Source organism: Mesorhizobium sp. LMG17149 (assembly GCF_024518695.1).
Classification (GTDB): Bacteria; Pseudomonadota; Alphaproteobacteria; order Rhizobiales; family Rhizobiaceae; genus Mesorhizobium.
The window spans coordinates 401,852-414,891 of the sequence record NZ_JANIFL010000006.1 but is presented as its reverse complement, the minus strand read 5'-3'; the positions used below and the strand labels follow the sequence as shown (position 1 = coordinate 414,891).

Here is a 13,040-nt window from a genome sequence, read left to right as displayed (position 1 = left end):
TCAACAGGCGCGCCCGAGGGCGCAACCTGCTGAATTCAAGAGACTTCTCTTGATATCGGGGGAGAGAGTTGCCAGCTGGCCTGTAAGCCGGGTTCTGTATGGCCCTCGCCCCTTGCGGGGCGAGAACGTGGCGGCCATTCATCTTGGGCGCATGTTGCCATGCGCCTCACGCAACCTACCCGGACGGTGAGCCGGAAACAGCCCTCGAGGGTTTCCCCTCGCACCGTCCCTATTCGGTCTTGCTCCCGGTGGGGTTTACCGTGCCGCTCCTGTTGCCAGTCGCGCGGTGGGCTCTTACCCCACCCTTTCACCCTTACCCCGAATCCGGCAAGCCGGATCGTGGCGGTTTGCTTTCTGTGGCACTTTCCCTGGGGTCGCCCCCGCCGGCCATTAACCGGCACCGTGTTTCCATGGAGCCCGGACTTTCCTCACCCACGACCTTTCGGCGTTTGCGGGTGCGGCCGCCCAGCCAGCTGGCAGAGCGTATAAAGGGGTTCGCGCCCGAAAACGCAAACGAAAAAGCAGACTTATGCGGGCGATCCAAGCGCAGCCATCTGCACCTTGACCTTGCCGCAATAGGCGGCCGACACCGGGTTCATCCGCGTTGCGGCGTGGCCGGCATTGTATTTCAGGATGGTGCCGCAGGTCGTGCCGCCGCCGAGGCTCCGCGCCATGGCAAGGTATTTCATGCCGTATTTGATGTTGGTGTCGGGATCGAACAGGCCCTTGGCGGAGCCGCTATAGCCCATCATCCGAGCCGTGGCCGGCTTGATCTGCATCAGGCCGATCTCGCCGGCACCGCCAACGATGTTGGGCCGGTAGTTGCTTTCGATCTGGATAACCGCCGAGGCGAGCGATACCGGAACGCCTTCGATCGCCGCATAGCGGGCAACGATAGCGGAATACTGACCGCTGCTGGCCACCGCGGCCGCTGAGGCTGCCGCGTTGCGGACACCGATCGACGCCGTTGCCGTCATGTCGACGGTTTTTCGGCCACGCTTCGTCTGCTTTCTGGCGGACTTCTTCGGCTTGGACCAGCTTGCTTTTTCCATTTTCGCGGAAGCCCGCTTCGTCGCCTTGGCGTCGTGGCCTGCCTTGCCGCTTCTGGCCTGTGGGGCCTTGCCGCTTTTCGCGGATACCACGACAGGCCCTTGATCGGCTCGCGGGCTGAGAGGCGCGGCATCTGCGGCATTGAAGGCAAAAGTCATTACGCCGGCAGCAAGAGCTGCCGTTAAAACGGTAAATTTCTGCATGTGATCCTGTTCTGTCTGAACCGCGCGAAGATGTTCGCGCAGCAACGCCTAACCAACGTCGGAACAACCCGGGGGGGCTTGGGGTCCGACATCTACACGTCAGCCGTTTGACGCCCGAATTGGTGTCAAACAAGGCCAGGCAAGTCACTTTGAGTGACAGCTTGTAACTTAAGGATTGGAAAGAATTGCTTGGGAGAGGCTTTCCGGAGGTCAGCGCCTCACGGAAGCAAGCAGCCTTTGCAGCGTCCGCAGCGTCGAGCCGTCGGCAACGCCGTCCACCTTGCGCGGCCGGAAATGACGCTGGAAGGCCTCGACCACCGCCTCCGTCTGCCGGTCGAAAACGCCGGATATTTCAACGCCATAGCCGTAGAGGGCCAGCATCGACTGCAACGCTTCGACGTCGCCGCCGGTATCGCCGGTTGTCAGAGTGGCGCCTCGCCTGACGGGTGCGGCCGCCACGAGATGGCCGACACCGGCCTCGAACAGCGTTCGCCACGGAAACTTCTCGCCGGGATCGATCTTGCGCCCAGGCGCAACATCGGAATGTGCGAGTACCCGCTCGGCGGCGATCGAATGCCGACCGGCGATCCCGCGGCACAGCCCGATCACCGCATCGATCTGCCGCCGGGGGAAACCGGGATAGCCCAGCGAATGCCCCGGATTGACGATCTCTATGCCGACCGAACAGGAATTGATGTCGGCCCGTCCGAACCACGAACTCTTGCCGGCATGCCAGGCGCGGTCGCTTTCCCTGACCATCTGCACGATATGGCCATTCTCGTGGACGAGATAATGCGACGAAACCTCGCTGGCCGGATCGCAAAGCCAGGCCTCGGCCCCGGCGCCGGTCGCCATACCGGTGTAGTGCAGCACGATCATGTCAGGCCTGGGCGTCTCGCGCCGCGGGCCAAAATTCGGCGATACCCTGACTTCGGCACGTGGCTCGTCGGGCAGAAAGCCGCTCATGCGTGGCGCAGGCCCCGCTCGATCATCTCGTAGGCAACGTTGATCGCCGCCACCCTGGTGGTCGCGATCTTGATGAATTCCTGAGGCAGGCCGCGCGCAATCAGCCGGTCCGGATGATTGTCGGAAACCAGCTTGCGATAGCGCTTCCTGACCTCTTCGAACGGCTTGCCGCGCTCGATGCCAAGCACGACATAAGGATCCCCGGCGCCCAGGTTGACATGTCGCGCCATGATGGTCTCGTAATGCGCTTCGTCGATGCGGAAAATCTCGGCGATGCGGTGCAGGAAATGGCCTTCGCGCTCGTGCACCAGCCCGTCGGCCTTGGCGATGTGGAACAGACCGTCGAGTATGTCTTCCAGCATCACACAATTGGAATGCCCGGAACCGCACATCTGCGCCATCCGCTCGGCATAGGTCTCGAAACCGGCCACGTCGCGCTGGGCGAGATCGAACAGACGCGCCACATTGCGCGTCTCCTTCGGCGGCACTTCGAATATTTCCTGGAAGGCGCGCACCTCGTCCTGGGTGACGATACCATCGGCCTTGGCCATCTTGGCCGACAGCGCGATCATCGCCACCGAAAAGGCGACACGCCGGCGCAAATCCGCATCGCCGGCGAAAACCGTGCGCACGGCCTCGACCACGTCGGCGACACCCGACGAGGCTGAGGATGAAACGCGGGTGATGAATTCGCCGAGGCGATCCCAAATGGACATGGCCTGCTTCTTAGAGCCACCGTCCGCTCCTATCAAGCCGGGACAGTGCCGCAGGCTTTGCGCGACAAATCGATCGGACTCCAACGCCACGGCGCTCGGACAATATGAGAAAGGCCAGCGTGAGCCGGCCTTTCTCATTCATCACACGAAGTACTGCTTGCTCACTACTGCGCGGGCGCAGGAGCTGGTGTTGCCGGAGCCGGCTCGGCAGGCTTCTCGGGTGTGATGCTCTTCGTGGTAGAATTATCCGTTGCCGGAGGCGTAGCGGCCGGCGGCGTGGCTTCCGGAGTAGCCGGCTTCATCGGTTCCTCGGCGGCCGGCGGATTGGTGCTCTGGGTGGTGGTATTATCCGTACCGCTGTCACTGCAGGCGGCGACGCCAAGCAAGGCCAGAGCGGAAACGGACGCGAGAATGAGCTTTTTCATTTGTCTCTCCTTCAACACACGCTCACGTTGCCGTGAGCGGTCGAAGGACAAATGCGTCAGACGGCCATGAGTTTCGTAACGTTGCGTTTCGACATGTAACATCGTCTGGTTCATTTGCGATTGCCGCTCAGGCCGTGGCGAACTAACAGAATGTGCCGAACCACCGATCGAACGGAAAAGCGCCAGGGGCTGTCATGACCGCAAAATGGGATTTCTGGATCGACCGCGGCGGCACATTCACCGATATCATCGGCCGAGATCCGGAAGGCGGGCTGCACCCGCGCAAGCTTCTCTCCGAAAATCCCGAAGCCTACAACGATGCTGCCATCCAGGGCATTCGCGACCTTCTTGGCTTGTCGGCCGGCGACACGATCCCGAGCGGCCTGATCGGCGACATCAAGATGGGCACCACGGTTGCAACCAATGCGCTGCTGGAGCGCAAGGGCGACCGCGTGCTTTTGCTTATCACCAAGGGCTTTCGCGACGCGCTGAAGATCGCCTACCAGGCGCGTCCGGACATCTTCGCCAAGGAGATCATCCTTCCCGAACAGCTCTACGAGCGCGTCGTCGAAATCAACGAGCGTGTGCGCGCCGATGGCCGCGTCGAACAATTGCTCGACATCGCCGCCTGCAGGCCGGCGATCGAACAGGCCAGGGCCGATGGCATCGATGCGGTCGCCATCGTCTTCATGCACGCCTGGAAATACCCCGACCACGAGAAGGCGGTGGCAAAAGTCTGCCGCAAACTTGGTTTCGCCCAAGTCTCCGTCAGCCATGAGGTCTCGCCGCTGATCAAGCTGGTCGGCCGCGGCGACACCGCGGTGGTCGATGCCTATCTGTCGCCGATCCTGTCACGCTATGTGCAAAGGGTTGGCCAAGAGCTCGGCGTCCTCTCCCCCCTCGAGGGGGGTGAGGAACGATGGGCCGAAGGCCGAGAAAAAGCCAACGATTTGGCTTTTTCAGCGACGAACGCCCGAAGCCATAGCGAAGGGCAGTCGACAAAGCGGCCAGAGGGGGTCCTCTCGGAAGGCACCGCCACGACGTCGAGCCCGGTCGATCCGACCCCACCCGGCGCCTTTGCCGCCATCCTCCCCTCGAGAGGGAGGGAAAGCCCTCGCCTCATGTTCATGATGTCGTCGGGCGGTCTCACCGCCGCCGACATGTTCCAGGGCAAGGATGCGCTGCTGTCAGGACCGGCCGGCGGCGTCGTCGGCATGGTCGAGACAGCCAGGCTCGCCGGCTTCGACAAGGTCATCGGCTTCGATATGGGCGGCACCTCCACCGATGTCGCCCACTATGACGGCGAATACGAACGCGCCTTCGACACCGAGGTCGCCGGCGTGCGCATCCGCGCGCCGATGATGCGCATTCATACCGTCGCCGCCGGCGGCGGCTCGATCCTGCATTACGAGGCCGGCCGCTTCCGGGCCGGACCGGATTCGGCTGGCGCCAATCCCGGCCCGGCAGCCTACCGGCGCGGCGGCCCGCTCGCCGTCACCGACGCCAACGTCATGCTTGGCAAGCTGCAGCCCGATTTCTTTCCGGCTATATTCGGACCCGGCCAGGACCAGCCGCTCGACGTCGAGACGGTGCGGGCAAAATTCTCCGCACTCGCCGCCGAGATCGGCGATGGCCGGTCGCCCGAGACCGTCGCCGAAGGGTTCGTCACCATCGCCGTGGAGAACATGGCCAATGCCGTCAAGAAGATCTCCGTCCAGCGCGGCTACGACGTCACCGAATATCTTTTGAACTGTTTTGGCGGCGCGGGCGGCCAGCACGCTTGCCTGGTCGCCGATGCGCTCGGCATGGAAGCGGTGCTGATCCATCCCTTCTCAGGTCTGCTGTCGGCCTATGGTATCGGCCTGTCCTCGGTCTTTGCCTCGCGCCAGCAGGCGCTGCTGAAGCCGCTTGCCGAAGAGTCCAGAACGGAGATCGGCAGCCTCATTGCCATCTTGAGAGAAGCCGTCATCGCCGAACTCGCGGCGCAAGGCATCGGCGAGGATACGGTCGCCACGAAGCCGGTGCTGCACATTCGCTATGACGGCACCGACACGACACTGCCGGTGAATTTCGAGGCGGATTCGATTTTCCAGGCCAGGCGCGATTTTGAAATCGCCCATAAGGCGCAGTTCGGTTTCGTTTATGACCACAAGCCGATGATCGTCGAGACCGTCGGCGTCGAAGGCGCGGACACCGGCGGCACCGGGCGCGACGAAACTGAATCGCGAACCGAAGACCTTGCCGTAAGCCCTTCGCAAACCCGCGAAATCTTCACCGAAGGAGAGTGGCGCACTTCACCCATCTTCCGCCGCGAGGCGCTGAAGCCGGGAAACAGGGTTGCGGGACCTGCCTTGATTATCGAGCCGAACCAGACGATCGTCATCGAGCCGGGCTGGCAGGCCGAAATCACCGCCAGGAACCACGTGCTCCTGCGCCGTGTCGAGAAAAAGCGCCGGCAGGCAGCGCTCGGCACCGAGGCCGATCCGGTCATGCTGGAGGTCTTCAACAACCTCTTCATGTCGATCGCAGAGCAGATGGGCGTGACGCTGCAGAACACCGCCTATTCCGTCAACATCAAGGAACGGCTGGATTTCTCCTGCGCCGTCTTCGACCGCCATGGCGCGCTGGTCGCCAATGCGCCGCACATGCCGGTGCATCTGGGCTCGATGGACCGGTCGGTCGAAACCATCATCCGGCTGAATTCCGGCGACATCCACCCCGGCGACGTCTTTGCCCTCAACGCGCCCTACAATGGCGGCACGCATCTGCCCGACATCACTGTCGTGACGCCTGTGTTTTCCCTCCCCCTCGAGGGGAGGGTGGCCGCGCAGCGGCCGGGTGGGGTCCTCTCAGAAGGCACCGCAAGAGCGTCGAACCCGGTCGATCCGACCCCCTCCGGCGGCTTCGCCGCCACCTCCCCCTCGAGTGGGGAGGAAATCCTGTTCTGGGCCGCCTCGCGCGGCCATCATGCCGATATCGGCGGCACGGCACCCGGCTCGATGACGCCGCTCGCCACCACGGTCGACGAGGAAGGCGTGCTGTTCGACAATTTCCGCATCGTCGACCGCGGAAAATTCCGCGAGAAGGAGCTGGAAACGCTGCTCACCGACCACCGCTATCCAGCCCGCAATCCGCACCAGAACATCGCCGACCTCAAGGCGCAGATCGCCGCCAACGAAAAGGGCGTCGCGGAACTGCGCAAGATGGTCGCGCATTTCGGCCTCGATGTCGTCGAGGCCTATATGGGCCATGTTCAGGACAATGCGGCCGAAAGCGTGCGCCGCGTGCTGGAGCGGCTGCCCGACAGTTCGCAGTACGAATACCCGACCGACACCGGCCAAATCATCAAGGTGAAGATCACGGTCGACCGGCAAAAGCGCGAGGCGACCGTTGACTTCACCGGCACATCACCGGTCATGAAGAACAATTTCAACGCGCCGGAACCCGTCGCCCGAGCGGCCGTGCTCTATGCCTTCCGCGTCATGGTCGAGGACATGATCCCGATGAATGCCGGGTGCCTGCGGCCAATCAACATCATCATTCCCGATGGCTGCATGCTGAAACCCGCCTACCCCGCCGCGGTCGTCGCCGGCAATGTCGAGACCTCGCAGCATGTCACCAACGCGCTGTTCGGCGCCATGGGCGCCATGGCCAACGCGCAAGGCACGATGAACAACCTGACCTTCGGCAACAAGATCTACCAGTACTATGAGACGATCTGTTCCGGCTCGCCGGCCGGCCAGATGAACTCGGGCCGCGGCTTTGCCGGCACCTCAGGCGTCCACACCCACATGACCAATTCGCGCCTCACCGATCCCGAAGTGCTGGAACTGCGCTTTCCCGTGCTGCTCGAGGATTTCCACATTCGGGAAGATTCCGGCGGCAAGGGCAAATGGAGCGCCGGCGACGGCACCAAACGCACCATCCGCTTCCTCGAAAAGATGGAATGCGCGATCCTGTCCTCGCACCGAAACCGCCCGCCGCAAGGTCTGGACGGCGGCGGCGATGGCGAGGTCGGCTCGACCAAAGTCCGCCGCAAGGACGGCACAATCGACGTGCTGAAAGCCTGCGACCAGACCGTGCTGCAGGCCGGCGACGCCGTCATCCTGACGACGCCGACACCGGGGGGATTCGGGCGGCGGTGAAGGATGCTTGCCGGGCGCGGACATGGCGAGCCAGAGGCAGGCGCATGTCCGCAACATTCTGAGGAGAAGTCGCCATGTCCATCGTGAAGAACATTCCTGCCTACCCGAGCAAGACCTTCAACGACGGCTATCTTGAGGGATACCAGTCACTCAAGCCCGGGATCGTCCCGTCAATGCCATCCTACAGCAAGGTGCCGATCGGCCTCACTCCGTATCAATGGGGCTTCACACTTGGAGAGGATGACGCGCGCGCAACTGGTTTGCGGTAAGAGGCGTGTTCGTGGCGGTCTCATGGGCTTCGACAGCGCAAGTTGGTGCCGGATGCGGAGGTATCAACTGATTTTACGCGCTACCGTTGTAAGGAGGCGTCAACAGGCTGTCACCGGCCTGTCATGACCCTGGGCTACCCGCTTGCGGCAAAGCAAATGGGGAATCATCTTGCCATGACGGACGTTTCCGCAGATCTGGTTTTTCGCCGCGGCAAGGAAGTTGGAAAGGCCGTCTACCAGAACCGCCCGCTGTCGAAGGCCGGCATTTCGGAGCGGTTGTTCGCCTTCCTGTTCTCCGGCCTCGTCTATCCGCAGATCTGGGAAGACCCCGAGGTCGACATGGAGGCGATGCAGCTTGGCCAGGGCCACCGCGTCGTCACCATCGCCTCCGGCGGCTGCAACATTCTGGCTTACCTCACCCGCTCGCCGGCCCGGGTCGACGCCGTCGACCTCAACACCGCGCACATCGCGCTGAACCGCATGAAGCTGGAGGCGGTGCGCCATTTGCCATCGCAGGGCGACCTGTTCCGCTTCTTCGGCGCCGCCGACACCAGCCACAATTCGAAAGCGTATGATCGTTTCATCGCGCCGCATCTCGATCCTGTCAGCCGTCACTACTGGGAGCGCCGCAACTGGCGCGGCATCAGGCGCATCACTGTGTTCGACCGCAATTTCTACCAGACCGGCCTGCTCGGCCTGTTCATCGCCATGGGCCACCGCACGGGAAAATTCTTCGGCGTCGACCCCTCCGGCATCATGCAGGCCAGGAACATCGGCGAGCAGCGCCGATTCTTCAACGAGGAGCTGGCGCCGGTCTTCGACAAGAAGCTTTTGAAATGGGCGACGTCGCGCAAGGCCTCGCTATTCGGCCTCGGCATCCCGCCGGCGCAGTATGATTCGCTGATCACTTCTGGCGACGGCACCATGGCCAGCGTGCTGAAAGCCCGGCTGGAAAAGCTCGCTTGCGATTTTCCACTGGAGAACAACTATTTCGCCTGGCAGGCCTTCGCCCGGCGCTATCCGAACCCCGGCGAGGCCGCCCTGCCCGCCTATCTCGAAAAACAGAATTACGAGACCATCCGCGGCAATGTCGACCGCGTCGCCATCCACCATGCCAATCTGATCGAATTCCTCGCCGGCAAGGATGCAGGCTCCGTCGACCGCTTCGTCCTGCTCGACGCACAGGACTGGATGACCGATGACCAGCTCAACGCGCTGTGGGCGGAGATCACCCGTACCGCGTCGGCCGGCGCCCGCGTCATCTTCCGCACCGCCGCCGAGCCCAGCCTGTTGCCGGGCCGCGTCTCCAACTCGCTGCTTGAGCAGTGGGATTATCAGGACGAGGCTTCGCGCGAATTTTCGGCCCGCGACCGCTCGGCCATCTATGGCGGCTTCCACCTCTACCTAAAGCGCGCGGCATGAGCACCAGCGAGCTGCCGACCAGCCCCGAATTCAAGGCCAACCATGCCGAACTGATGGACGGCGTCTACCGCTGGCAGCGCCACATCTACGACCTGACACGCAAATACTATCTTCTCGGCCGCGACCGGCTGATCGCGGGGCTCGATGTGCCCGCCGGCGGTACCGTGCTGGAACTCGGCTGCGGCACCGGCCGCAACATCATCCTGGCCGCGCGTCGCTATCCCGACGCGCGTTTCTTCGGCCTCGACATTTCGGCCGAGATGCTGGAGACGGCCAGCGCGGCGATTGCCCGCGAGGGCCTGCTCGATCGTGTCACGCTCGCCCAGGGCGACGCCACGGCATTCGATGCCAGGGCGCTGTTCGGACGCAATAGCTTCGACCGTGTCTTCGTGTCCTATTCACTGTCGATGATCCCCGGCTGGGAAAAAACAGTATCGGCAGCGCTTGCCGCCCTGTCGCCGAACGGTTCGCTGCACATCGTCGATTTCGGCCAGCAGGAAGGCCTGCCTGGCTGGTTCCGAGCGCTGCTGCGCGGCTGGCTGAAAAAGTTCCACGTCACGCCGCGTGAATCGTTGCGCGAGGTGCTGGAATCAGAATCGCGGCGAACCGGTGCAAGCTTCCGTTTCCGCACGCTTTATCGCGGCTATGCCTGGCTGGCGGTTATCAAGATCACTTCCTGAATATTGCCGTGGGAAAGGCACATAAAGGCGAAGCAGCCACGATCCGTTGGATCAACGTTGCCTTATGACCCCGAGAGCGGTACACTATCTCACATGCATGGAAGCATGTGGTGATCATCGGCTTCAGGGATGAATGGCTGCGGGCCTTCTTCGTGGAAGACACCCATTCTCGCAACATTCCGTCCGATCTCGAAAGCCGTTTGTTCCGCAAGCTCCAGATGATTGACGACGCGATGATCGATCAGGATTTGCGTGTGCCGCCCAGCAATCATTTCGAGAAGCTGCGCGGCATTCTCGAAGGCTTCCATTCAATACGCGTCAACAAGCAATGGCGGCTGATCTTCCGCTGGGACGGCGGCCGCGGTGAGGCGTCGGACATCTATCTCGACGACCACAGCTATAGATGAGGTGAGAACATGTTGATGACCGCACGCAAGCCGGCAACGGTTGGCGAAATTCTCACGGAAGAATTCATGCAGCCGCTTGGCCTGACGCAGGCGGCTTTGGCCGAGGCGATGGGGGTCCAGCGCAAGCATGTGAACGAATTGTGCAACGACCGCCGCAACGTGACGGCGGCGACCGCGCTTATTCTGGCGCGGGTGTTCGGCAACAGCCCGGACTTCTGGTTGAACGTCCAGCGCCGCAGCGATCTTTGGCAGGTCATGAACTCGCCCGACGAGCGGGCGCGAGTTGACCGCGCCAAGCCATTGGCGACAGCTGCATAGCAAAGAGTTTGCGCCGCGCTAATGCAGCGCCTTGATCAGCGCCCCCACCATCGTCTGCGGCCGGTAGCCGAACTTGGCAGGCGTCAGCCCTAGCCGCACCACCACCAACTGCTCCGAAGGGATGATGGCGACCGTCTGCCCGTCATGGCCTTCCATCCAATACGTGTCCTTGGGCAGGCCTGCCGCGACGCCGGCGCCGGGGTTTTCCTCATCGCCCGGGGCCTCGATCCACAACTGACCCTTGCCGTAGACCTTCGAGGCGGATGCCGGCTCGCGCATCCAGTCGACGAAACCGGTTGGCAGGATCTGGTTGCCGTTCCACACCCCGCCCTGCAGCAGGAACTGGCCGAAGCGCGCCCAGTCATGCGCGGTCGCGTAAAGATAGGACGAGCCGACGAAGGTGCCCTGCTCGTCCGTCTCGAGCACCGCGCTATGCATGCCAAGCGGCTCGAACAGGGCGGTGCGCGGCCATGTCAGCGCCTTGGCCTTGTCGCCGACCGCGTCCTGCCAGAGGCGCGACAGCATCACCGCCGTACCGCTCGAATAGGAAAACACTTTGCCGACCTCGGCCGCCAGCGGCTTTGATTCGGCAAAGCTCGCCATGTCAGGTTCGAGATAGAGCATGCGCGTGACGTCGGCGACGTCGCCATAATCCTCGTTGAACTCCAGCCCGCTCGACATCGCCATCATCTCGGCAAGGCTGATGGCGGCGCGGCCGTCCGCCTTCCACGGCGCGAACAGGTTTTTGTCGTCGAAAGCCATCTTGCCGTCCTTGACCAACGTACCGACGATGGCGGCGTTCACCGTCTTCGTCATCGACCAGCCGAGCAGCGGCGTCTTGGCGGAAAAGCCGTCGCCATAGCGCTCGGCGACGACGCGGCCATTCTTGACCACCACCACCGCCCGCATGCCGGTGCCGGTCAGCGCCGCATCGTCGAGCAGTTTGGCAACAACCGGATCCTGCGATGCCTCAACCCGCTCGCCTTCCGGCCACAGGTCGCCCATGGTGGCCGCCGACGGCTCCGCCTGGATCGCGGTCCGCCGCGCCTTGCCGACATCGCCGTCCGGAACCGAAGCGCAGCCCAACCCGTCGCGGGCGACGGCGACGCTCTTGCCGAGGAACCCGAACAGACCGGCAGACACCGTTCCCCTGTTCTTGTCCACCGAAACACGCATTAACCGCAGCAGGGGATGCCCGGGCGCCTGCACGTCGACGGCCAGCACCTCATTGGGATCGCGGCCGGCAATGAAGACGTTCGAACAGACGATCTTGGCCGAGTAACCCGAGCCGACCCTGATCAACTCCGGCGGGGAGATATAAAGCCAGGCAAAAAGCGCGGCGATCGCCAAAACGATCAGGCCAAGCAGCCATTTGACGATCTTGACGACGATCCGCATTTATTTCCTCCGGGCCCTGCGCGAGCCCTTATGTCATCGATTTGCCGCCATTGCTTCCGCAAATCACAAAGCTTGTCGAGCGCCATCAACGGATTATCAACCATGATCGGCGATCACAGGATATGCTGAGCGATGCTGTGGGGCGATCGCTCGGAGGGGGCCCAATCACAAGCCGGCCATCAGGTATAGACCCATCAGCGACCGGCTGAATCCGGCTCGGGAATTGCGATGCGCCGTCTTGCGGGCTTCATTATGCTAGCGCTGCTTGGCGCGTGCTCGACAGTAGACGATCTCTCGCCGCTGTCGCCGTCGGCGTCGAGCAGCCCGACGGTCACTGTCCGGGCGCCGCGCTTTGCCGATTCCAAGCCGCATGAATGGGAGAGCGGCGCGCCTTGGAACTATGCCGTCCACGGCACCGATGTTTCCAAATACCAGACCTCGGTCGACTGGCCGGCGGCCAAGGCCAGCGGCATCTCCTTCGCCTTCATCAAGGCGACCGAGGGCGGCGATCGCTTCGATGAATACTTCAACGAGCATTGGACCCGGACCAAAGCTGCGGGCGTTCCCCGCGCCGCCTATCACTTCTACTATTTCTGCACCCCGGCTGCCGTGCAGGCGCGCTGGTTCATCCGCAACGTCCCCGTCGATCGCTCGGCGATGCCGCCGGTCCTCGACATGGAATGGAACCCACAATCGCCGACCTGCAGGCTGCGTCCCGACGCCGCCACGGTGCGCGCAGAGATGACCACCTTCCTCGAGATCGTCGAACGCCACTACGGCAAGAAGCCGATCATCTACACCTCGGTCGACTTCTTCGACGACAACGGCCTGGCGGGGTTCCGCGGCTATCCGTACTGGCTGCGTTCTGTCGCCGGCCATCCACGTGAGAAATACGGCAGCCACCCCTTCACATTCTGGCAGTACACAGGAACCGGGATCATTCCGGGCATGACCGGCAAGGCCGACATCAACGTCTTCAACGGCAGTGAAGCCACCTGGAACAAGTGGCTGCGGCAGAACACCCGTTGACACCGGTTCAAC

The 13,040-nt window shown here is 62.9% G+C and carries 12 protein-coding genes and 1 other RNA gene; 7 read left to right on the top strand and 6 right to left on the bottom strand.

The genetic code is table 11. From position 1 onward, the window contains the following. Window positions 1-67: 67 nt before the first annotated feature. The 5 genes from rnpB to NP945_RS16785 all read right to left on the bottom strand — a co-directional run bounded on the left by rnpB (window position 68) and on the right by NP945_RS16785 (window position 3,360). Window positions 68-477, bottom strand: an RNA gene (gene rnpB / locus NP945_RS16805) — RNase P RNA component class A. A 50-nt stretch (window positions 478-527) separates the two neighbouring features. After that, window positions 528-1,253, bottom strand: coding sequence for a lytic transglycosylase domain-containing protein (locus NP945_RS16800; protein ID WP_256746976.1), 726 nt, complete (start codon window positions 1,251-1,253; stop codon window positions 528-530). Window positions 1,254-1,463: 210 nt separating this feature from the next. Then, on the bottom strand, window positions 1,464-2,219 hold the full coding sequence (locus NP945_RS16795; protein ID WP_256746975.1) for an N-acetylmuramoyl-L-alanine amidase: 756 nt from the start codon (window positions 2,217-2,219) through the stop codon (window positions 1,464-1,466). Beyond that, window positions 2,216-2,935 (bottom strand): DnaJ family molecular chaperone, encoded by a 720-nt coding sequence (locus NP945_RS16790; protein ID WP_127268668.1) that lies wholly within the window; start codon window positions 2,933-2,935, stop codon window positions 2,216-2,218. Before NP945_RS16790 ends, NP945_RS16795 begins: the two co-directional genes overlap by 4 nt. A 164-nt stretch (window positions 2,936-3,099) precedes the next feature. Further along, window positions 3,100-3,360, bottom strand: coding sequence for a hypothetical protein (locus tag NP945_RS16785; RefSeq protein ID WP_081734943.1), 261 nt, complete (start codon window positions 3,358-3,360; stop codon window positions 3,100-3,102). 194 nt (window positions 3,361-3,554) lie between these two features. Between NP945_RS16785 and NP945_RS16780 the strand changes: the two genes are divergently transcribed. From NP945_RS16780 to NP945_RS16755, 6 genes are all read left to right on the top strand, one after another. Beyond that, window positions 3,555-7,505, top strand: a complete 3,951-nt coding sequence (locus tag NP945_RS16780) for a hydantoinase B/oxoprolinase family protein (protein WP_256746974.1) — start codon at window positions 3,555-3,557, stop codon at window positions 7,503-7,505. 74 nt (window positions 7,506-7,579) lie between these two features. Next, a complete protein-coding gene (locus NP945_RS16775; RefSeq protein WP_128308743.1) occupies window positions 7,580-7,774 on the top strand; it encodes a hypothetical protein in 195 nt (64 codons plus the stop codon). Between the two features lie 123 nt (window positions 7,775-7,897). Beyond that, window positions 7,898-9,196 (top strand): DUF3419 family protein, encoded by a 1,299-nt coding sequence (locus tag NP945_RS16770; RefSeq protein ID WP_256746973.1) that lies wholly within the window; start codon window positions 7,898-7,900, stop codon window positions 9,194-9,196. Then, window positions 9,193-9,876 carry a class I SAM-dependent methyltransferase gene (locus NP945_RS16765; RefSeq protein WP_256746972.1) on the top strand — a complete coding sequence of 228 codons (684 nt, stop codon included), beginning with the start codon at window positions 9,193-9,195 and terminating at the stop codon, window positions 9,874-9,876. The genes NP945_RS16770 and NP945_RS16765 overlap by 4 nt, the downstream gene beginning before the upstream one ends. Window positions 9,877-9,986: 110 nt before the next feature. Further along, window positions 9,987-10,283, top strand: coding sequence for a type II toxin-antitoxin system RelE/ParE family toxin (locus NP945_RS16760; protein WP_127267190.1), 297 nt, complete (start codon window positions 9,987-9,989; stop codon window positions 10,281-10,283). 9 nt (window positions 10,284-10,292) lie between these two features. After that, window positions 10,293-10,601: a HigA family addiction module antitoxin gene (locus NP945_RS16755; protein ID WP_023813159.1), complete on the top strand. Its 309-nt coding sequence runs from the start codon at window positions 10,293-10,295 to the stop codon at window positions 10,599-10,601. Between the two features lie 18 nt (window positions 10,602-10,619). Here NP945_RS16755 and NP945_RS16750 read toward each other — a convergent pair whose 3' ends face one another. Next, window positions 10,620-11,999 carry a serine hydrolase gene (locus NP945_RS16750; RefSeq protein WP_256746971.1) on the bottom strand — a complete coding sequence of 460 codons (1,380 nt, stop codon included), beginning with the start codon at window positions 11,997-11,999 and terminating at the stop codon, window positions 10,620-10,622. A 228-nt stretch (window positions 12,000-12,227) separates the two neighbouring features. Here NP945_RS16750 and NP945_RS16745 point away from each other — a divergent pair, with 228 nt between their 5' ends. Continuing rightward, complete coding sequence (locus NP945_RS16745; protein ID WP_256746970.1) at window positions 12,228-13,028, top strand: glycoside hydrolase family 25 protein; 801 nt, start codon at window positions 12,228-12,230, stop codon at window positions 13,026-13,028. Window positions 13,029-13,040 lie beyond the last annotated feature (12 nt).